The sequence below is a fragment of the Cytobacillus oceanisediminis genome, from assembly GCF_004366035.1.
GTDB classification, from domain to species: Bacteria; Bacillota; Bacilli; order Bacillales; family Cytobacillaceae; genus Cytobacillus; species Cytobacillus oceanisediminis_C.
Genome location: NZ_SOEE01000011.1, coordinates 36,220 through 56,481, shown reverse-complemented (window position 1 = coordinate 56,481; position 20,262 = coordinate 36,220). Strand labels below are relative to the sequence as shown.

Below are 20,262 nucleotides of genomic sequence, written 5' to 3'. Positions count from 1 at the left end.
CCGCTACATCACACGTTTAAACATCTTTTCCATCTCATATGCTGATAAATTCTTCCATTTAGCATAGTATCGTAACTGTCTATGACTCTTATCATCCGAGCAAGAAGTGGAATCTCTTTGCCCGCAATTCCAAAATACCCGCTGCCATCAAAGTTTTCATGATGATATTTAATACACATTGCATAATCTGGAGGAAAGACATCAAGCTTATAAAGTATTTTTTTACCGTAGTCGGCATGGTTTCTTATCTCTGCAAATTCACTTTCAGTCAAAGGTGTAGTTTTATTCAGCAAGGAGTAAGGAATTTTAAGCTTACCTATATCATGGAGAAGCCCCAGCACAAAAATCTCTTGAGCATTACTAAATCCTAAGAAGTTGGAGAAAGCATATAATTCATCTCCTACCCTGAATGAGTGCATATACGTATCGAGACAGTGATGAAATAAGGCTGTAACAAGAGTGTGAGTTTCTTCTAAAAGCTCCTCGTTAATTTTCTCCACCTCCTTAAAAATCAAGTCTAATTCGTTTTAGGTCTTGCTTGTTCGGAATGTAAAAAGAAGTATTAAATCCACTTTCAAGAACATCCTCTTCGACACATACCCATATATTAAATGGGAAGGTATCCAGCATTAGTTCTTGATGTATATGATTCGCAATGCTAAGGGTGGAAGCAAATATTATGATATAGGAAGTATTATCAGGAAACTCACTTACTGGAATTCTTCCATAGTGTTCATAAATGTTTTTCCAATTGAATAGTCTTTCCTTGAAATACCCAATATAGTTTTGAGTCCCTTGAACTCGATCAATAAGGAAATTCATTTGACCCTGGGGAAACTCTATGATTGCCGCTCCTAATGGTCGGTTATTTTGATGGTTAGTGGCAATGATCGGATTCCACTTCCATTTTTTTAAGATGTTCATTTCCGCCATTAAACAGCGAAGTTCATTCATGGATACATATCGTTTGATTCCGCCAACACCTAAGGAATCCCAACGATTCGAGTCCATAAAGAAATCAGAATTATAATAGTGCTTTAAAAGCTTAAATCCCGCCATTCCCAAAGTAAAGGGAGCGGGTGGTTTTACTATATCCTCTTCTCCGTGAATTCGTATTTTCCAGCGTTCAACAAACCCATTTCGGCGCAAGCGGTCTAGCCTTAAAGATGTTTGAGAAGAACTCATAATAGGCAATAGATACCTTCGTAATTGGTTTTCGTTTGCACAAATGGCATCACCTAGAACTTTTAAGAGTGTGAAATCCTTCTCGTCTAACCTACCCCTCGTAAAATGTTCTACAACACTTTCTAAATTAGTGTAAGGGTAGTATTTCTTCGGCAAGACCTTAGTGCCTTTAAGGAAGGGGTGATCCCATAAAGGCACTTCACCTTTCTTTGTTGTGAGTAATGGATACTCCTGTGTTACTCCTGGGTTAGGCTGGTCTTGAATAAGAGCTTCCATTATTCAAACAAGAACGCTCCAACGTCCCTGCGTTTCTTTTTACCCCTTGGATATCCAGTAATGACAACTTTGGCTTTCCGATTCTCTTTATCGATGCTTCGAATGGCGCAGCTTACCACATCTCCGACCACTGGCTCCTCCAGATAATTAGGTTTAACGCCTTTTACTTCTAATCCAACATCCAGTTGAATGAAGATGCCGTGAACAGCGTCTACACCTGAAACTTTACCAGCGATTGCATTTCTGGATTGTAACGATTCTAGTTTTTCATATGGATCTTCCATTGTATGACGACGGCTGACACGTATGGTATTGCGCTCTTTGTTAAATCGGATAATCTTTACTTTGATATTTTCTCCACGGTGAATTTGTTCTTCAATACGTCTTCCCCGCTCCCAGCTGTAATCGTCTGGGTACATAGTGCAATCAACACCATTTACACGAACGAAAATTCTTCTAGTTCTTCTATCAAAGCCAGTAATCGTTCCATCAAACACAAATTCATGCAATTGGTCAGTTTCTTCTAAAACCTCAAGCTGGCTTAAAAATTTTGCCCGTTTAATCTCATCTGCCTTTTTTATGCTGACAAGTAAAATTTCTTGTTCTAAATCCAGATGGTCGATGAGGAACTCCTGCATCGTACCTGCAAATCCATTTAGGCTGCGGAACTCATGTGATGAGAATTCATTTGCCGGGCAATAAGCTGTTACCCCGTTTTCAAGCATTAGATAAGCAATTTCAGTCTCTTTATTTGCATACTCTTGAGAGTCAGCGTCCAGGACCCTTGCTTTAATTACTCCTACAGAGGTAACAACCCCTTTAACAATCTCTTTATTTCTTTTATATCTTGCAAGATCATCTAGCTGCTCTTCAGATTTCCAAGATTTTGTTGTGAGTTCTTCCATTTGTATCCCTCCTGATTTTAAAAAGGCAGGTAAGCAAACAAAAAAAGTCCCCCAAAAACGAGAGTAGTGTAGTACTACTCTGGTTCTTGGGGGACTCCCATTTTAGAATAATTTAATTTTCGCTCTTGCTACCTTACCAAAAGTGTATACTAAGCGTTATAGATTTGGCAATAATTAATTTACTATAATTAACTATATTACTACTTTATTCCTCGAATACACTGAATAGAATTTCAGCCTTTTTAGAATTGTTCTTTGCTTCTTTGTCTGTTTCAGAAGCTACAACAACCTCTGACTTTTCGGGTATTTCACTTAACTCTTTTAGTAATTCGTTTTGAAGCTGTTCCTGCTTTTCGCCTAATTGAGACAGTACTGGTCGCTGCACCTCTTTATTTGATATATTACTGTCTGACTCATGAGTTATGTTTATGCGCTCCTTTGGTAAACCCTGTGGCATTTCTTTGGACAAAACATTGACAGTGGGTTCACCATCATCGCTACTTAGAATAACACTATTAGAAGGTGGTTCAGTTTTGATATCTTCTGAATTAGCGGGACTTAAAGGAACAATCGGCTCTATTGCGTCAGTATTCTTTTTTAAATCTTCCGGAACAGCTTCTAATTTGTCACTTGAAACTTCAGCTGGTATTTCAGCCTCTGGGTCCGAGTCTTTTTTATTAAAAATTGGTAGTGTAATAGGATGATCATTACCGGGATTTAGTAGAAGCGGTTCTGCCTGCTCAATGTCCGATTTCTCTAATTCTTTAATAACCTCTTCTTCATCTAACACTTCAAATTCTTCGAGAGTTTGATTCTTGGTTAACAAAACTATGCCCTTTCTAGACTCTAGCCATGTTTTAGCAGCTTCTTCATTTACCTGGATCACGGCTTCATTAAATTCTTCCTTTGGAACAAAGTTTGCATCAATTTGCATAACCGGCACCGGCTTATTATTAGCAACAATTTTAACTGCACATTGGAATGGATTCTGGAAAATGATATCACTTGGAGATAGGATAGCCTCCTTTTTCTTCTGATAGGAATTCCCAACCCGTAACATAGGCTTTTCTTGCAGCGGGCTGACTGCTTGTTCATTTACTCCTTCTTCAAATCTTTCAACCTCCCCGAATATTTTTGAGAAAAGTTGAGCATCAAAATCAGGAATATCTCCATAAACCATTTTGTGTCGTAAGGTACCTAGCAAAGTATGCATATAAGTTTCTCCATACTTATCCGCTAGCTGGGCAACAGTTTGTGCTACAACGGTAACAATAACTTTATATTTACGTGACTGAGCTGGAAACTCTTTGAATGGTTGATAAATGTAATCTGGAAATTCATCTACTAAAATATGATGAAAGTTTGATATATTAGGTTTCCTTCTGAAAACTGCATTCTGAAGACTCAACAATACGAGTTTACCTAATACGTTGGATAGGCCGCCGAGTTCTCCCTTGGCCGAGTTCACTAGTAAAACACCGCCTGATTCTAGATGGCGGTCAAATGAAAAATCAGATTTCCCAAATAATACTCTACGTATTAACGGGCTTGCCCCTATGTCGTTAAGAATGTTTCTTAAACCCTGTACATACTCCGCTTTAGCATCGTAATATTCTTGCTGCCCACGAAACTCCCCTTCTTGGACAAGTTTTGGTACGTTTCCTTGACCTGCTCTTTCTGTTTTCGGAAGAAGGTTTGTGTCAAACCATTCATCTATCTGTTTTACGATAGCCCAATGATTCCGCTCATCACGATCTTCCATCAGGTCCACATTTTCTGGGAAGGTCTTTTTAAGTTTCTCATGCATTACCCGAACAAGGTTAGGATTATCGTACATTTTTAACAACATGTCGAAAGTAACTTCTTGTTCATGCTCATGTAGTTTTAGTAAATAGATATAGTGCTTTAAATGGTTCCTTTCACTCTGTTGGAAAAAGAAGTTTGCCTGACCGCCTTCTGCTAGACCCTCGATAACCATAGCGAAAGCTTCAGCCACTTTATCAACCGGTCCTTCCATAGGATTTATAGATGGTGTATTCGGATTTGTAGGGTCGATGTAAAATACTGACTCCTCTGGGACGCCATGTGCTTTTACTAACTGAAATGCCTTTTGGCAAAGATCGTTTGAAGGCTCTATTATGCTTACTCCATTTAGGTACATACCCTTAACATCTTCCGTATGGAAGTCCTCCCTCTGATACAGAGAAGGATATTCATTTATGTAGCGGCTCATCCAATGTAAATCCTGATTAATTATAGGTAGAACCAAAGCAGCGGTTTTACCTGTACCGATACTACCAATTATGACATTGTTGAGAGTACGGTCCTTACCTGGTTGGACAACCATTTCTTTTGTGTCTGAGTCTGGCCCCAATACCACATCTGGCCATAGTTCCTTTATGCTCATCTTAAAGAATTTTTGCAGATGAACATTCTTGTATTCAAATTCCCAAAATGCTTGATTAAGTTCCTTTGAATATTGTGAGTACTGTCCAAATAGCCATAGCATACTTAAGCAAGTAATTGTAGTAGGAACGAACATAACTGTTAGAAGCAATGTTTGGGTGTCACCCACCGCAATTTCTAACCATATACTTTGAACATCCATTTGATTTATGCGATTTCCTAAATACGGGATCAGGGTGTTATATACTGGTGCACTAATCAACCAAAGGAAGTGAAAAAACATTCCTAAAGCCATATTTCCAAACCAAGCAATTCTCCACCTTTTCGTTTGAAATGCTTTAAACTTTGTACTGATTAGCCATCCCACTATAAGACAGATTGCTGATAACCAGAAACCGATTCGGCCAGGTTCTGTAGAGTCACCAAATAAAATAAATGATGGTACCACACCTTTAAATTGAGCAGACATTAAAAAGAAATAATTTATGGTTGCCCGGATTGTTAGATACAAAGAGAGAACACCCAGTATTGAAACGGCAATGCCCGGCAATTTTAACAGCAGTTTATCCCTCATAAAGCAACACCTTCTTCCTCTTAAATTTAGAGGTTTGCTGATAAAATGTTGATCCGTCAATACTATTTCTTTGTAGCCTTTCTAAAGAACTGAAATAGACATGATTTAACTCCCAAAGGTCACCCAGATTATCATGCAATCTCTCCTCTTCTGTTTGATAGATAGCAAGGATTCCATTGACATGACTTTTATAACGGTCTTTTTCTAAAAGCCAGTTTAAATAAGCAAGTTGGTCCAAGGACTTTACGCAGCCTTCATCCATTACTTTGATTAAAAATGTTTTTACCTTCTCTCCTTCTCTTTTCATGTCAAAATGGCCGTCAGCAAAATATGAATTTAATACGTTTCCGGTATAAAACTCTTCAGGTAGCCTTTTTACCATTGAAACATTGAGGTGTTTATTAGTTTCTAAAGCTCCAATACTTTCATTTAGTACATAGGAATGTTCCTTAGTCTTTCCTGTTAGTATGTTATAAGCTACTTTCCCTGCTCTGCTAGAAGTGACCACATGGAAATGAAGGTTAGGAATGATATGAGCGCTTGCCCTAATAATATATTCTTTTATTTGGCTTACACGCTTTTTACGTTCTTTTGGCCGATCTTCTACATAGCATAGGATGTCATCATCTGCAGAATCTATAGGGGCAATCAATATATGATGGTCTTTATGTTCTAAATTCTGAGCATTATATTCTACATACCTTTTAACTTTGTCGATGATAGTATTTGCTCTTTCATGCCCGGTATCCGATTCAATATTCAGTATTGATGAATCACTGTACAAAATCCAATCCGGTTCTACTAGAGTTGGTATTTTTAAGAGATTTTTTCCCTGTTCTTTATAAGCCTTCTTCACTTTAGAGTCATAGTATGGAGTTTCTAATGGAGGAATTGAAGTAAACCTACCGCCCTTTTTATAAAACTCTAAATACGTTCTTATTACTATTTCTCTTGTTAAAAAGAAGTGATCAGCCGTTTTAGGATTTGGCAGCTCTACCAAAGGATAAGTTGAATTATGGATAACCCCTTCATTTACTAAAATATCAATTCCATTCTTATTCATCTGTACACACCTTAATTGGACCTTCTTCCTCCCGCTATAAACTTGTGTTTTGGTAATCTTAAGTTCGTTCCATTTCTGAAGCTTCTTGTAGACAGCACTCTTTTTCATACCATATGCCTTTAAAAGAAAAAACCTTACTTGTGAGACAGTTACTGATTTATGTAACCATATTAGCTTTAATAATTCTTTATCCTTTTCAGTTATCCATGCCCTACCATTATTGTAAGTATAGATAGACTTCTCACTCACCACTTATAGCCTCCTTTCTATGAGATAAAAAAAGACCCCGAACAAACCAAGCCTAAGCTTAGTGAGTCCAGGGTCGTCCCTTTAGATATGAAATTTCGACCTGAGTATACCATTTTATATAAGAGCTGGCAATAAAATATCGTGATATCTAGCGAATGATTATACAGGGATATACAAAGAATGGTGACCTTCATACTTAATAAGTTTTGTTATGAAATAGCTATATTTTAGGGTACAATCGATGTTGTAAAATCAATAGAATTCAGTATCAATCCTTTTACTTAAACGGGGTGAAAACACGGTAAGAACTCACACTTGCTTTGGAACCCGTATTTACTATAATACCAAGACTTCAAAGTACTTTTATTGGTGTACCATGATGGAAAACTTTTGGTGGAACGATAATCTTTCCACCGCAACCTTTCCACTGGTAAGCGGAACTTTACTGATTTTGTTATATCTTGAGGACTAAATATAAAATCATGAATTGAATGAAAAAGTGAATACCCCTATGTAAAAGATGGTTAGGAATCCTTTCGAGACCTCCCCACTACAGACAATTTCCTACAATCATTTTCCTTCTGGCAATGTCTCCCCGGCATTTAATACTCCGTATTCCAGTAATCGTATAAAACAATTTGCTGTTTTTACTTAAAAAAATTTATTTTAATGATAATGCTAGTACATGAGCTTGAATGAACCTGAATGATTGCTAGACAACGGTAAATTTGTAAGTTGAATGAAACTGAATTGTGATCGAAGATGATCTGTCTTACCTTTTTAAACAGAACTAAAATGAATTTAATGATACGAAAATGAAATATGGGGGACTTTATTATGTAAATTTCAAGGTTCATAATTAAGGTACACAATTTCGGTACGCAACGAGCGTCATTGGAGGGTACGTTTTTTCAGGAATCAAGCTGTCTGAGATTTATATTGTGTACCACAATTAAGGTACACAAGGAAGTAAGGAAATTACATTTATTTGAGATAATAAAGTATATATATTGCATTTATTTGGCTTGTTTTCTATAATGTTCCTTAAAGGTACACAAAAGAGGTCTTTTAAGGTTCATAAGGTGGTGAAGGTATGAGTGAACTTGAAACTAAGAGTTTCAGAGACTTAGATGAACTGGAATACGATAATGACACACTGCGATTCCTTAGAAAAAAGCTAGATGACTTTACTATTGACGTATTTAGACAGGTCGTGAAAGAAAACAAGATACATAGAGGCCTTGTTAAGACTAGGTTAGATGCCTTTCATAGCAAACGAAAGAAGTATGATTCCGCTTTTTTGACTCTTGAAGCTCAAGGGTTCGTTGAGAAAAAAGAAGATGGAACAGCGACTCCCTATTTTGTTACAGTAAGAGGCAAACAATTAGCCCAACTACTTTATGAAGAAAAGTTAAGGAAGGAGCAACACATATGATGATTAAGGCTTTTGGAGAAAATGAAAAGTTAGGTGCAATTAAAGCGCTGCTATCCCCACATTTACTATCTGATGAACTAAAATCTGAAATGGATCGTTATCCTTCACAAGCAATTATTGGTCTTGGACAAGGTGGTGGCCGAATCGCTGCTGAATTATCAAGGTTTGGTTATCCAACTTTCTTACTCAATTCATCAAAATCAGATATGGAAGAACATAAAAATTTAATACCGGAAACTCATAGGATTGTAACTTCCAGTAAAGACTTTCCTGAACTTGAAGGTACAGATAAAAATGCACAGCTTGGATTTGAAATCGCTAAAGAAAATGCAGACTTATATAAAAAGGTCGCACTTGACGATGCAGTACAGGACTCAGAGTTCGTTTGGGTATGTGTTAGTTTAGGCGGCGGGACTGGTAATGGAGCGCTAAAAGTAGCACTAGCTTACCTGTCAAAAGTTAGAGAAAACAGAGCCCTACCAGGCGGGAAAATTCCTTTAGGTGTTATTTGCTCCCTACCTTCTTCTGACGAAAGAGGTTCTGCATTTAGAAGGAACGCTCTTGCTGGTATTAGTGTAATTCAGCAGCTTATGAATGAAAACAAAATGGGCGCTGCTGTAGTTATTGATAATGAAAAAATGAAAGACTATTACGCAAATAGCCCTCTTAAAACTTACGGAGGCCTTGAAATTGATGCTAAATCCTATAGCAATATGGTGATCGCAAGTGCTTTGGCAGAGATTTCATCTCTACCTCTTTTAGATGGACGGTCCGTATTTGATAAAACGGAACTACTTACTACCTTATCAACTCCAGGCTGGCTATCTATATCGAAGCACAAGGAACTGAGAAACGATGAAAATATCGAATCTGTTATAGGAAATCTATTTAATAACAATGAAGTACTGGCTACTTATAAAGTTCAAAATGCAGTGGCTGGTGCTGTAGCAGTTCTATATCCTTCTTCGAAGAATATTTCACCTAAGATTGCAGATGATGTTTTCAGATATACTTCTGACTTGCTTGATACCAAAGTAAACTTATCAATATCTAAAAATAGCAAATTGGAAAACCTTACTTTATATGGCCTTGCCGTTTACCCTTCTCCCTCTGTAAGAATTCAACAGTTAAGAGAAGAATTATCACAGTGGGAACAGTTAGAAAAAGAACAAGAGGAAGCTAAGAAACAAGCTTCTTCAGCACTAGGGTTAGATGAATTTGATGACTTCTTTTCTTCTGGAAACACTACAGTCCGACGGAAAAAGATGACTTTAGATGATCTAGAATTTGAGGATAATGAGAATAAGCCAAAGAAAGCTAAAGTTGCCGATTTGAATGATATTGATTTTTAAAAAAACAAGCCTTCTAGGCTTGTTTTTTTGTATTTATTCCTCCAAACTTTGTGTACCCCTTTTATGTACCTAAAAGGTCCATAAATCATCAATCCCTTGTGTATCAACGTTTTATTTGTGTACCATAATTAGCAACCTTAAATGCGGTACATATAAAATCATTTTTACCTACTAATACGGTTATTACTATAAGTTAAAATCAAAGAATGCCCTTAAGTTATGTTAGGTTCGCTTAGAACTTCAAATAAAAGACTTGTGCTGGATCCAAGACGCAAAAAAAGGCTCTTAACCTGGATAAAAGCACAGTAATTCACAAAATTCATCTTCACTCAATATAACACGGACGATGATCCATCATTCATTTTCAATCAAACGCAAACATCAAAACAAGAACGCTTATAAATCAATCGCTATTAAGCACAAACGATGTGTAGCGTTATCGTTCTTATAACGTTAAATAACGCTCTTTATAATTCAATTACGAAAATGATAGATTCATACATATGCGTTTGATTCAATTACGTTAGTGATTTATTAAATTTCGCAAGGTAGCGTTCGCGCTGATGTTCGTTTGTGGCAAATATCGCAAGCGCTGCGAATCGTTCGGAGGTTGCTAACGCCTAATATATCAACGTTTTGAGTTGATTTATAAATCTATTAAGTGTAATATTTTTTATAAATGATTGTAGAAGCCTACAGTACTGGAGGTGAGAATGTGGAAAGCTTAGATATGAAAGAACTGCTTATGGAAGAATTTGAAAATGATCCTATATTCAGAATGGCTGTTTTGAATGGATTAGAGGACAGCGTGTTCACAACCGGTATTCAATCAATGCATAAAGATATGACATATAGCACTGTTGAGGCAGGTCGTATTATTGAACGGTCAGACTCTACAATTAGAAATCATTTTCGTTCAGATCTAATCGAGTACATTCAACCTGAAAAGTTCGGGAAGTTTTACAGGTTAAATTATAAAAGTGTATTTCGCTTACATTTAATATTTGTATTAATGGACAAGGCCTCTAAAACTTCTGTGGATCTTCTTGCTGAGCTAGGAATGCAACCTGGTGTTTCAATGGGAGGTAATGTAAAGAGGGTTCAACGTGAAAGTACCGATCTTCAAGAGTATAGCGATCAGCTGCAGAATAATTATGAAGAACGTTTATCAACTATGGAGCGAAATCTAGGATTCCAGAGTAAAATGCTGAACATACTTAAGTACGAAAAAGATATTTCTGATATTGAGAGAAAACTAGAGAGAAAAGAAGTTGAGATAGACCAAATCAAGACAGATGCTTATATGAAGTACTTAGAAGAAAAACAAACGCAGCTCTTATCAACCTCATTGAAGAAAAGTATTCAAAAACCTTCTTTTTTAGGGCTTTTTAAGAAACCTGATATTATTGATGTTGAGCAAATTAACAAGGATGTGGAAACAAAGCTAAAAGAAAAAATGGATCAAGAAATTAAAGAGAAGATCAATATAGCAAGAAAAGAAATAGAAACACTTCAAGAGGAAAAGAGGAAAGTAAATACGTTATTACAGCAAGAGCGTGAATCTTTTTCGAATATGCAGCTTGATACTGATGTAGATGACAAAAAACTATTAAGTGCAAATATGAAATAGATTGAAATTTCCGAACATGTGTTTTATAATGGGTTTACTAAAGTTGTTCATAAGGGGTGGGGCAGAGTGTTAACATATTATTTTAAAGAGAAAACAGTTAGAACAATTGATAAAGTGGTGGTGGCTGCAACCGCAGTAACTCTGCTAGCAGCTATCGCCAGGACAATCATTAATTGGTAAGTTCAATATCTCCTAAAGCTATTAAAGCTCATTCAGTAAAATATTTACTGAATGAGCTTTTTTTTAGTCATTATTATTGTATTTCTAATGGGTTTTTGTTAAACCTTAGCTGCGTTCTTGGTTTGAAATATAAATAAAATACAGGGTACAACTGAACTCTAAAAAAAATAGGTTTCAAAACCGCTGAGTAGTTAAGGTGAGTCTAAAACTTGCGGTAGTAAATTACAACAAAAAATCACTTAAAATTGGCAGTTTTTTAGTTTTTAAGGGAAGATACGAACATATAATCTAGTATAATATAGGAAATATAAAGGTCTGATATTAGGAGGGGAGAATGAATGCCTTACGGATTTATTAAGCATATCGAAAATAAAGGGTATAGTGAGGAAACAGTAAATAGCTACGAAAAGGTTATAAACCAATTTTTTGCCTTTATTAAAGATAAATATCCGGACAATAAGGAACCTTTTCAAATTACCTCTTCAGACATAATCAAATACTTAGAGTATCAACGTGATATAAGAGAAAAAAGTATCTCGACAATAAATAAAGAACTTGCCATTTTAAAGACTATGTTTAACTATTTTTGGGAAACTGACAAAGTACCTTTAAGTGTTGATCCTGCAGTCAAAATCAAGAGGTTTGTTGTAAAAGAAAAGCCAACTGTGCACATTCAATTTCACGAAATTCTAAAAGTGCTTGATCTAGTTCTGCTTAATGATGAATATTCGCCGCTTAGAAAAGTATTGTTTTTATTGGCCACTAAAGGCTTAAAGATGGCTGAGTTTGGATTTACCAAGGATAAAGTTAAAGATAACGCAAATAAAGATATAGTTGAAATTCAATTGAAAAATAGAACCATTACCCTCCAGGGATCTGAAGTGGCGTACTTCCATGAGTACTTTTACTCCACTTTTTTTAATGGCAGCGAGTATGTATTTACGACAAAACATCACGGAGAGAACGTAACTGGACCTATACAGGTAATGTCCATGCAAAGTCATTTAAGAGCAATATCTCGTGATTACCTCCCTGAAGGATCTCCAGCTTTAACTCTTACTATAATTCGAAGAGCTATCGCATTTGATCTTTATTCTAAAAAAGTACCAATCCAGCTCATAGCCGCCGAATTAGGAATTGAAGAAAATACTGCATCATACTATCTGAAACAGATAGTCGAAGGAACCTATACCCAAAAAGAACTTGAATAGGCTTCAAAATTAAGTGTATAATTGTGGAAACAAAAACAACAATGGGAAGCACCCAGAAAAACTATCTTTTATTGGAGATGGTTTTATTCTGGAGTGCTTTTTTTTATGGGAAAGGAGCTGTAGCGTTGGAAGATAAGCAAGTTGCTAGAAACCTATTAGATTTCTCCAAAGCAGTCTTAATAGGAGAAGGAGATTTTAATTTCAATAATTCCAATGATGTATTATCTATACCTTTTAACAAACAAAAATCTTTATACTTATCGGAAGTTCTTAAGAATGAGCAGATTAGTAACTATATTGAAATTAATAGTAAAAAAGAACAGCTTAGTATACATTCACATCCAATTTTAAAAACTTTGAAGGACCAATGGTACAAAGATAATTCGAAGATATTTAGCTTAACCTTAGATCCAGGCTTGATTACTATAAAATCGATTATTGTCTGCATCAACTTATTTGGAATTAGAAAATTAGAAAGCATATCACTACCAACCAGTATTGATAGAGATCATCTTAAAACTCTTTCATATTGTTTAGAAAAGCATTTAAAAGTACCAGTAACACCTAGCAATAACCAAATGAAAATAACAGATATACCTAAACTTGTCACATCTGCAGTGAGTGACCTCTCTGCTTTACATAGCGCAGAACTAATAAATTATCTTACTACTAAAGAAAAGAAGCTTTTGACAGAAGGGATCTTAAGATGAAAGTTAAAGCTATTTCTCTAATTCTATCTAGTTCTTTGCTGTTAACTGGATGCGGTGGTTTATTCGATAAAGAATCAAAAAGAATTGAAGCTCTAAAAGAAGAAAAGAAGCAAGGTGAACTTGAGGATAGCAAAGAAAAAGAAGAACAAGAGAAAATATACAAAGATATGGAGAGACCAGTTAATGAGGTAGTATATGAAAATGAGTTAGATACCTTAAAAGAAGTTGAAAATCTAGACTACAAAAATTTAGAAGAGTATCAGGATGCTGCAGAGTTTTCAAAATTTGTTGCAGACGCATTGTATAAATTCTACACAGTGCAACTTTCTCCGGAAAACTATTATGAATTCCTTTTACAATATGGAACTGAGTCAGTAAAGGAATCTTTACCTTCTAAGGATGATGCTGTAACAGTATTTTCTTCATTACAGGACCTGTATCTAAAACAAAATATTAATGGCGAAAGCTACACATTAACAAATGTTACTTTTAACCGGCTTAAAAATGAGGGGAGTTTTTATCGTAAGGTTTTAACAACAAACGGGGAGGAGTATTTTATATCCATAATTCAAAAGGAAAATGGAGTCTGGAAATATGCTGATGATAGTCCTTCACCTCCATATGAAGTCCAGGATAATGCTTCATAATACTTACAAAGGAGAATTTATATGACACAAACCACTGAGATTAATATTTATGAATACACACAAAAGAAATTAAAAGCCCACCAACAGAATAATCAAGAGTTCAATATTGATTTAGCAACAATCTATGAGTTCTATAAAAATAGATTATTACAATACGTGCAGCAGGACAAAGTAGAGAAGATGGAGAACATGCTATTTGCAGGAATTCAATCACAAATATTTAATGGTTACTTTATGGCAATGGAATTAATGCAAAACAGCGAATCGAACTTTGAGGATGATTGGTTCAAACAAGCAGAAGGGGTAATAGCGCAACAAATCCCCGATATGCTTCGAGTCGGCTCAAATAATAACCTAGAAGAAGTAATAACCATGGATAGCCTTAGAGAGATGATCAAATGGATGGTAATTGAATATGAGGGTGTTTACCCTACCCTGATGGCTATATCCTTAAATACGGCTTGTTTAGGGGCATTATGGGCTTTTAAAGACGAGGCTAATAAAAGAGGTATACATTTTTATAAGTCTCGACACAAAGGCATTATGGCTTCTCTAGATGACATTACCTTTATTAATCCTCAGAACTATCTTAGTTTAACTGCAGTAAATAGTTTAAGTGAAGTTTGGGAGATTATAAATTCAGATTATAGAGGATTAGACAAAATAGGAGAAGTAACAGTTTTGGCTGTTGATATCGGGGATAGCGAAAAAGGTCTTTTCCTGAATATCTCAATAAAAACTAGCCTAACTGATTTAGAGCAGGACAATCTTTTAGATCAGATAGTTACTAGAGCAGTTGTTATGAATACTCTTGATAGAGAAAAACTTACAGTTAACTTAGCTCAAGTAGACAGTTTCTTTCAATACAACTAATAAATAAGACCAAGCAGATTGCCTCTGCTTGGTCTTTACATATCTTCTTTTCGAAGTACAAAAAAGACCATCTAAAAAATGATGGTCTTATAAAAATTAATTTATTTTATTGAGTTATCGGCTCACTTCTCATATACCCTTTCTTAGAATGATAAAATATCTTATGGGTAGATAATGTTCCTAATTCGAATATTTCATTCAATATTGTGGATGCTGCTAAGGCTGAGTAACGATTAGTTATTACTCTCTGAGGATTAGAAGCAGCAAGTTCAGTACATGAAAGTTCGGACGGGGCAATTTCATCCTGGTCTTCTAAAATATCAGGAAATACAGAAGCAACTGGCTCAGAAATTACATTCCCATTAATTTTAAGGCCACATACCAATTGACCCGTAAAGCCTGATCGTTCATAAGTTTCCAACTCTTCTTCTGTCCAGGCATCTTTTGACCGGATACGGAAGTCATTGGGAACCTGGACTTCCTCATTCCCAATATCGATATATAATAGGTTATCTACTTTTTCAAAGTATTCATGGAATACCCTTCTAGAGAAATTGTTATCAACACAAGAGATTAAGATTGGTACATATGATGTACTCCAGCCATGACAACCTTCATAGTCTGTATTAAATAAATTGTCTAAGGCTTCAACATTCTCAATATAACTAGCGCTATATGTTTCAATGTTTACCTGGTAAGCTGAGCGATAACGTTTAGCTAATACTTCCGCTTTGTTCCTTCCTAAATCTTGGCGTAAACAAAGCTGGTTAGCTAGGTTCTTTTCTTCATAATGGTCATAATCAGCAATCACCATTTTGCCCCACACATCAAAAATATTGAGCATTTGAGCTACTTGCTGAATAACATAACCTCCATTTCCTCCCGCTCCAACTAACACAATATGAGTGAAAAGACGTTTTCCTTTTGTAAAGTCCACAGATATTTTTGGCATATTACTCTACCTCCACATTTGAAATATCACTAAGATAAGTCGCATAATCATCAAATACCGGGTTTTCAAAAACATTAGAGGGATTAATATTAAAATGTTTTTGTGTCTCCTTGTTAAATGTTCTTACGATTAAATCCGGAAAAAATTTATCCAAGCGGCCAACAATGGCATAAAGGATAGGGGACCTTTCGTTAGCATCATCCACTGGAGAGGGGATAGCCGGCATTACATGATGAGAGTGGATCTCCATAATTTTCATTAAGTTTCTATCACCGTATTTCTCAACATAAAGCCACGCATTATCATCATCGATTGAGCAAAGCACAGCATTAACCACTTGCTTGGGAAAATCTAAGATAAATGTTCCTTTGTCTCTGTCAAGGTAGATGTCGGCATGAACCTCCGTTCCAAACTTACTAGAAAAATCTTTGGCTACTACGATAAAATCAGCCAATATGTGAAAGGGAATTTTCTTTTTCTTTGAACAGGAAGAAACCTCTGCAGATGCAGAGGTCTCCTTACAATCCACCATACCTTTCTTCTTTGCAGAAAGTACGGGTACAATAATGTTTTTCTTCTCAATGTATACAAGTTGAGTAAAGTTGGCCACAAGCTCAGGAAAGTCATCTTCTAATTTCTTTCTGAGAGCATTTTCAGAAATCGGCTCAAATGCTGATTCTTCTCCATCATCATCTTTTTTCTTCTTTTTAGTCGGAAGTCCATTTTCTAGCTCTTCTATTGAGAAATAGTTGGTAACTGGCAAGTCCATACCCGCATAGCGAACAATGGTATCAACCAGGACTTTAAATGGATCCTTTTTTGGAGCAGCTGGTGTAGAAGCTTTGGCCTCTTTCTTTTCCTCATTTGATTTCCTTAATTTTTCGATTTGTTCTTCTCGCTTTTTTACGGCGGCTGCTTTTGCAGCTTCAAGCTTAATTACTGCCTCATCCTCAATATCAAACATGCTAAAAATATCAGTTTGTTCTACCTTTGTCATTGTTTATTTCCTCCAATTAGTTTTTTTAAAATTTCCAAGTATAGACTCTTTTAAAGGAACAAGCCATTCATCGTTAAAATCGTTGTCCTTAAGTACAGTAAAAAGCTCTCGTATTGTTTTTCCATTAGACGTCTTTGACCCATAGTCATCCCCGAACGGTGCCGCAAAAAAGATATTATGAAAAGTACTTAACTGAGATAGAGTTTTAATAGGAGGGAGTTCATTTCCACCCATACATACCTTTGTATCTGTGTTCACATTTGAAAAAGGAAACAGAAATAAAGGGGTTTCATCAGTTAGTATCCCTTGCTCTTGCACTGCTACAATGTTAGATAGGATTACTTTAGTGTCAGACACTGAGTATTTAAAAATCATCCTTGGGAATCCCACCTTCTCAAAAGCCTGAGAATGATAGGTAATATCCCACCGCCTTTTCGGTATCTCAATGTATACTTCATGCTGTTTAGCAGCTCGATTCACCCATACATGCTTTATGTAACTTTGCGGTAAAATAGGAGTTGAAATGTTTTCTCCACCTGCACTAGATTCCGATAAGATCCGGATTAAATCTGATAGAGTCATTTTATATAAATCCTGGATGAGACGGTTTTCTATTTTCACCATCTTGTCCAAGCTTTCTGTCTTTCCATCAAAACGGTCAGATAATCGCAGAACCTCTACATAACCTTCATAGTCATCAATTTTGTCAGATAGCTTGATAACATAATCCATTATCTGTCACACCCTCAATTTGTATATATAAATCCTCTACTAATCTAGTAATTCTAGCCACTGCCTCAGCCGCTTCAAAAAATACACTTGTAAAATAAATTGCCAAGACCAATCCATATTCCTTATGGAAACTCATATCAAATTCAGTAAGATCTCCGTAAAGTTTGGATAATGGCTTTTTTAGCTTATCTATCTCACCCGTATCTAGTAGCTTTTGAACTTTATCATTGTTTAATAAATATAGCCGCTCAGGAGTAGAAGAAATATTAGATTCTTTAGCAATGGTTTCTAGTTTGTGTTCATCTTCATAATCCAGCTGTCTGAATGTTGGATAAAGTGCTTTTAATCCAGCTTCTAGAATCTCTAAAGATGAACCATCATAACCACCTGGATACACAATGTAATCCGGAAATTCTTTCACATTAACCCCTAAATCGTGCCAAATCTTTAATGTAAGAAAATTGCTTATTGATTCATCGTAAGCGTATTTTTCTTCTGCATCTAATAACATTCTCATGCCAATTCCTCCTTAAATGAAATCATCTTCATTCTCATAAACCTTGTTATTACATTTGGTTAATGAATAGATCAAGTCATCCCAGGCAGCGTTAATCTCCCATAGATTGTCTTTAATAGCGACTAAATCTGCCTGTGTCATTTCATCATCGTAGTGGGGGAGGAAATAAAACTCATAAAAAGCTCTAAGACCTCCGTTTAGATTAAAAGAATCAAAATCCACCTTTTTGGTAGGAGTATGATTCCATACATATTGAATGACTTTGGCTACTCCTTCCTCTTTCTTTTCAGAGGTTTGCTTTTTAATTTGCTTATAAGGCTCCAAAAGTTTTTCTACTTTATGAAAGTCAATCTTCAAATTAATTCCCCCATTAGAAAAGGAGGGAGATAACTCTCCGCTCCTTATTGTGTTCTAACTGGTAAGACCAGCTGAAGCTCTTCATACTCAGATTCACATGGAGTTAACAAGAAAGGTCTCATTTCTCCGTTGAACTTGAAACTTATGAATTCGTCATCGATGGCTTTTAAAGCATCAACAATGTATTTTCCCGAAAAGCTAATCGTGAAATTATCTTCGCCTTCTAAAGACTCATAATCTACAACCGATTCACCTTTGCCTGTTTGAGCGGTATAAGAAGAAATAGTTGCTGCTCCGTTTACATGAAGTTTAATTACTCCTCCTTGTCCATTGTCTGCATTATTAGCAATCCCGCGGATTATTTCAATTTCATCCAGGAACACTTTCCGATTAATCTTCATTTCCGCTTTAAAATCTTGCGGAATGAGACGGGAAGTATCAGGGTAGGTGCCTTCTAACAAACGACAATAGAACACCAAGGAACCACTTCTAAAGATGAGCTGGTTTTCTGATTCACAATAGATATGGACATCCTCCTGTAAATCAAATGTTTTATTCAGCTTATCAAGCGATTTCGCAGGAATAACAAACTTTAAATCCCTATCTGAAGTGTTTCTCACCTGGACTTTACCCAACCGGTGAGAATCGGTACAAACCATTTGCATACAATCTCCAGAAAGGTCTAGGCATACACCGGTTAATATAGGGCGTATTTCAGAATCAGCCGCAGCAAATCCCGTTTTCTTGATTAGATTGCTAAGATCAGTGCCCTTTAAGAACAGGGTAGATTCTTCAATAGCAAAGTCGGGTAACTTTGGAAACTCTTCAGGGGCAAACGTATTCAAATTAAACCTAGACCGGCCTGATTGCAGAAGGAGAGTAAAACCATCAAGCTTTAAGGTAATGTCCTTCTTGAATCTTTTTACGGTTTCGGTCACTTGTTTAGGCAATACCGTTTTCCCTGGCTCATATACCTCAACGTTTTCACCATCAACAGGTACGTGAAAGCGGAATGATTCATTACTGTCAGAACCTATAAAAATAAGTTCTTCATTAGTAGCTTCCATGTAGATTCCTTGTAATATAGGTATATTGTGTTTGGCGTTTACTACCTTCTCTACCTTTTTTAAAGCATCAGACAACACAGAATGGTTAATTTTAATATGCATTGTTATTCCTCCATGAGTTGTTTTTTTATAAATAAAAAAGCACCAAAAGAAAGATAGAAAAATCTTCTTTAGTGCCACTCCTCAATTAAGCGATTTTTGTTAAATTTCCATTTTGAAGGTCCTCTTTAATAAATGTAGCGACTTCTTTAACATGATCCTTCGTTAGATGTATAAAGCAACTAAACAAACTCTCAATCTTCACATTAGGAAGAAGAATTTGTACATATCTTAAAGAATCACTTAAAGCAACTTTATAATTATTTGTGATAAGAACCAGGTCATTAACCGGCCTCAAAACACCATAAAATGCTCTAAGTTCCTCTTCTGTTGCTTTATCAAAAATATTTTGTAGTGACTTGCAAGTAGAATTTTGGGTCACCTTTTTGAACAGCGGAACGATAAATTGCGGTTGTTCCTTCAGGCCCGTAGTTTCTAAATACTCACCAATTACCTTTAAACAACGAGAGCGGTCAAATTCGCCCTTTTGATTCATTTGTTTAGTTCCTTTCGGAGGTTGTTTCCCAGTTTTTTTCAGTACAGAGTCATTTTGATTACTCTGCTGAGCTTGGCTATTTTCTCTTTGGTATTGCTTTTCAGGCTTATTTTGAGGATCTTGAGAAGCATTTCTACAATTTCCTTTCTCATCAGCAGGCAAAGCCCAATCTGGAAGCTTTGGTGGCATCCAATAACCCTTAACATTAGTTTTCTTGTCGTTTATATAGTTGGATCCATCACGTTTATTATCAAAAACTTGTACGTAATTCTCTTCCAATCTATAATACCGATAGGTAAGCCAATTCTTCAGCACTACCTGTTAAGATTGACTTTTCCCCCGGTCCACA

The 20,262-nt window shown here is 36.0% G+C and carries 19 protein-coding genes; 7 read left to right on the top strand and 12 right to left on the bottom strand.

The genetic code is table 11. The features are described 5' to 3' along the window. Window positions 1-8: 8 nt before the first annotated feature. The 5 genes from DFO72_RS23710 to DFO72_RS23690 all read right to left on the bottom strand — a co-directional run bounded on the left by DFO72_RS23710 (window position 9) and on the right by DFO72_RS23690 (window position 6,658). Window positions 9-515: an HD-GYP domain-containing protein gene (locus DFO72_RS23710; protein WP_113885136.1), complete on the bottom strand. Its 507-nt coding sequence runs from the start codon at window positions 513-515 to the stop codon at window positions 9-11. After that, on the bottom strand, window positions 505-1,461 hold the full coding sequence (locus tag DFO72_RS23705) for a hypothetical protein (protein ID WP_113885135.1): 957 nt from the start codon (window positions 1,459-1,461) through the stop codon (window positions 505-507). Before DFO72_RS23705 ends, DFO72_RS23710 begins: the two co-directional genes overlap by 11 nt. Beyond that, window positions 1,461-2,366, bottom strand: coding sequence for a S1 RNA-binding domain-containing protein (locus DFO72_RS23700; RefSeq protein ID WP_113885134.1), 906 nt, complete (start codon window positions 2,364-2,366; stop codon window positions 1,461-1,463). Before DFO72_RS23700 ends, DFO72_RS23705 begins: the two co-directional genes overlap by 1 nt. Window positions 2,367-2,571: 205 nt before the next feature. Then, on the bottom strand, window positions 2,572-5,346 hold the full coding sequence (locus DFO72_RS23695; protein ID WP_113885133.1) for a type IV secretory system conjugative DNA transfer family protein: 2,775 nt from the start codon (window positions 5,344-5,346) through the stop codon (window positions 2,572-2,574). After that, on the bottom strand, window positions 5,336-6,658 hold the full coding sequence (locus DFO72_RS23690) for a hypothetical protein (protein ID WP_243856256.1): 1,323 nt from the start codon (window positions 6,656-6,658) through the stop codon (window positions 5,336-5,338). Before DFO72_RS23690 ends, DFO72_RS23695 begins: the two co-directional genes overlap by 11 nt. A 1,093-nt stretch (window positions 6,659-7,751) precedes the next feature. Here DFO72_RS23690 and DFO72_RS23685 point away from each other — a divergent pair. The 7 genes from DFO72_RS23685 to DFO72_RS23655 all read left to right on the top strand — a co-directional run bounded on the left by DFO72_RS23685 (window position 7,752) and on the right by DFO72_RS23655 (window position 14,696). Beyond that, window positions 7,752-8,093 carry a hypothetical protein gene (locus DFO72_RS23685; RefSeq protein WP_113885131.1) on the top strand — a complete coding sequence of 114 codons (342 nt, stop codon included), beginning with the start codon at window positions 7,752-7,754 and terminating at the stop codon, window positions 8,091-8,093. Further along, entirely contained in the window at window positions 8,090-9,445 is a 1,356-nt protein-coding gene (locus DFO72_RS23680; protein ID WP_113885130.1) for a cell division protein FtsZ, read from the top strand. Before DFO72_RS23685 ends, DFO72_RS23680 begins: the two co-directional genes overlap by 4 nt. 715 nt (window positions 9,446-10,160) lie before the next feature. After that, on the top strand, window positions 10,161-11,075 hold the full coding sequence (locus DFO72_RS23675; RefSeq protein ID WP_113885129.1) for a hypothetical protein: 915 nt from the start codon (window positions 10,161-10,163) through the stop codon (window positions 11,073-11,075). A gap of 518 nt (window positions 11,076-11,593) precedes the next feature. Continuing rightward, window positions 11,594-12,466 carry a tyrosine-type recombinase/integrase gene (locus DFO72_RS23670; RefSeq protein ID WP_113885128.1) on the top strand — a complete coding sequence of 291 codons (873 nt, stop codon included), beginning with the start codon at window positions 11,594-11,596 and terminating at the stop codon, window positions 12,464-12,466. A gap of 23 nt (window positions 12,467-12,489) precedes the next feature. Then, window positions 12,490-13,176 carry a hypothetical protein gene (locus tag DFO72_RS23665; RefSeq protein ID WP_243856255.1) on the top strand — a complete coding sequence of 229 codons (687 nt, stop codon included), beginning with the start codon at window positions 12,490-12,492 and terminating at the stop codon, window positions 13,174-13,176. Further along, window positions 13,173-13,823 carry a hypothetical protein gene (locus DFO72_RS23660; RefSeq protein WP_113885127.1) on the top strand — a complete coding sequence of 217 codons (651 nt, stop codon included), beginning with the start codon at window positions 13,173-13,175 and terminating at the stop codon, window positions 13,821-13,823. The genes DFO72_RS23665 and DFO72_RS23660 overlap by 4 nt, the downstream gene beginning before the upstream one ends. Before the next feature lie 21 nt (window positions 13,824-13,844). After that, window positions 13,845-14,696 (top strand): hypothetical protein, encoded by an 852-nt coding sequence (locus DFO72_RS23655; RefSeq protein WP_113885126.1) that lies wholly within the window; start codon window positions 13,845-13,847, stop codon window positions 14,694-14,696. Window positions 14,697-14,802: 106 nt separating this feature from the next. Here DFO72_RS23655 and DFO72_RS23650 read toward each other — a convergent pair whose 3' ends face one another. The 7 genes from DFO72_RS23650 to DFO72_RS23620 all read right to left on the bottom strand — a co-directional run bounded on the left by DFO72_RS23650 (window position 14,803) and on the right by DFO72_RS23620 (window position 20,192). Continuing rightward, entirely contained in the window at window positions 14,803-15,648 is an 846-nt protein-coding gene (locus DFO72_RS23650) for a ThiF family adenylyltransferase (protein WP_113885125.1), read from the bottom strand. A gap of 1 nt (window position 15,649) precedes the next feature. Then, the gene (locus DFO72_RS23645) at window positions 15,650-16,612 is read right to left on the bottom strand and encodes a hypothetical protein (RefSeq protein WP_243856254.1); all 963 of its coding nucleotides are present in this window, start codon (window positions 16,610-16,612) and stop codon (window positions 15,650-15,652) included. A gap of 36 nt (window positions 16,613-16,648) precedes the next feature. Beyond that, window positions 16,649-17,377 carry a hypothetical protein gene (locus DFO72_RS23640; protein WP_113885123.1) on the bottom strand — a complete coding sequence of 243 codons (729 nt, stop codon included), beginning with the start codon at window positions 17,375-17,377 and terminating at the stop codon, window positions 16,649-16,651. Continuing rightward, a complete protein-coding gene (locus DFO72_RS23635) occupies window positions 17,352-17,894 on the bottom strand; it encodes a hypothetical protein (protein ID WP_113885122.1) in 543 nt (180 codons plus the stop codon). Before DFO72_RS23635 ends, DFO72_RS23640 begins: the two co-directional genes overlap by 26 nt. Before the next feature lie 12 nt (window positions 17,895-17,906). Next, window positions 17,907-18,251: a hypothetical protein gene (locus DFO72_RS23630; RefSeq protein WP_009336113.1), complete on the bottom strand. Its 345-nt coding sequence runs from the start codon at window positions 18,249-18,251 to the stop codon at window positions 17,907-17,909. A gap of 44 nt (window positions 18,252-18,295) precedes the next feature. After that, complete coding sequence (dnaN, locus tag DFO72_RS23625; RefSeq protein ID WP_113885121.1) at window positions 18,296-19,420, bottom strand: DNA polymerase III subunit beta; 1,125 nt, start codon at window positions 19,418-19,420, stop codon at window positions 18,296-18,298. 85 nt (window positions 19,421-19,505) lie between these two features. Next, the gene (locus tag DFO72_RS23620) at window positions 19,506-20,192 is read right to left on the bottom strand and encodes a hypothetical protein (protein ID WP_134177294.1); all 687 of its coding nucleotides are present in this window, start codon (window positions 20,190-20,192) and stop codon (window positions 19,506-19,508) included. Window positions 20,193-20,262: the final 70 nt, after the last annotated feature.

Excerpts from the sequence above, each read along its gene's own strand:
- DFO72_RS23645 (WP_243856254.1), bottom strand. The coding sequence starts at position 16,612 with ATGTTTGATATTGAGGATGAGGCAGTAATTAAGCTTGAAGCTGCAAAA.
- DFO72_RS23660 (WP_113885127.1), top strand. The coding sequence starts at position 13,173 with ATGAAAGTTAAAGCTATTTCTCTAATTCTATCTAGTTCTTTGCTGTTA.
- DFO72_RS23680 (WP_113885130.1), top strand. The coding sequence starts at position 8,090 with ATGATGATTAAGGCTTTTGGAGAAAATGAAAAGTTAGGTGCAATTAAA.
- DFO72_RS23635 (WP_113885122.1), bottom strand. The coding sequence starts at position 17,894 with ATGAGAATGTTATTAGATGCAGAAGAAAAATACGCTTACGATGAATCA.
- DFO72_RS23700 (WP_113885134.1), bottom strand. The coding sequence starts at position 2,366 with ATGGAAGAACTCACAACAAAATCTTGGAAATCTGAAGAGCAGCTAGAT.
- dnaN (WP_113885121.1), bottom strand. The coding sequence starts at position 19,420 with ATGCATATTAAAATTAACCATTCTGTGTTGTCTGATGCTTTAAAAAAG.
- DFO72_RS23640 (WP_113885123.1), bottom strand. The coding sequence starts at position 17,377 with ATGGATTATGTTATCAAGCTATCTGACAAAATTGATGACTATGAAGGT.
- DFO72_RS23670 (WP_113885128.1), top strand. The coding sequence starts at position 11,594 with ATGCCTTACGGATTTATTAAGCATATCGAAAATAAAGGGTATAGTGAG.
- DFO72_RS23650 (WP_113885125.1), bottom strand. The coding sequence starts at position 15,648 with ATGCCAAAAATATCTGTGGACTTTACAAAAGGAAAACGTCTTTTCACT.
- DFO72_RS23685 (WP_113885131.1), top strand. The coding sequence starts at position 7,752 with ATGAGTGAACTTGAAACTAAGAGTTTCAGAGACTTAGATGAACTGGAA.
- DFO72_RS23705 (WP_113885135.1), bottom strand. The coding sequence starts at position 1,461 with ATGGAAGCTCTTATTCAAGACCAGCCTAACCCAGGAGTAACACAGGAG.
- DFO72_RS23655 (WP_113885126.1), top strand. The coding sequence starts at position 13,845 with ATGACACAAACCACTGAGATTAATATTTATGAATACACACAAAAGAAA.
- DFO72_RS23695 (WP_113885133.1), bottom strand. The coding sequence starts at position 5,346 with ATGAGGGATAAACTGCTGTTAAAATTGCCGGGCATTGCCGTTTCAATA.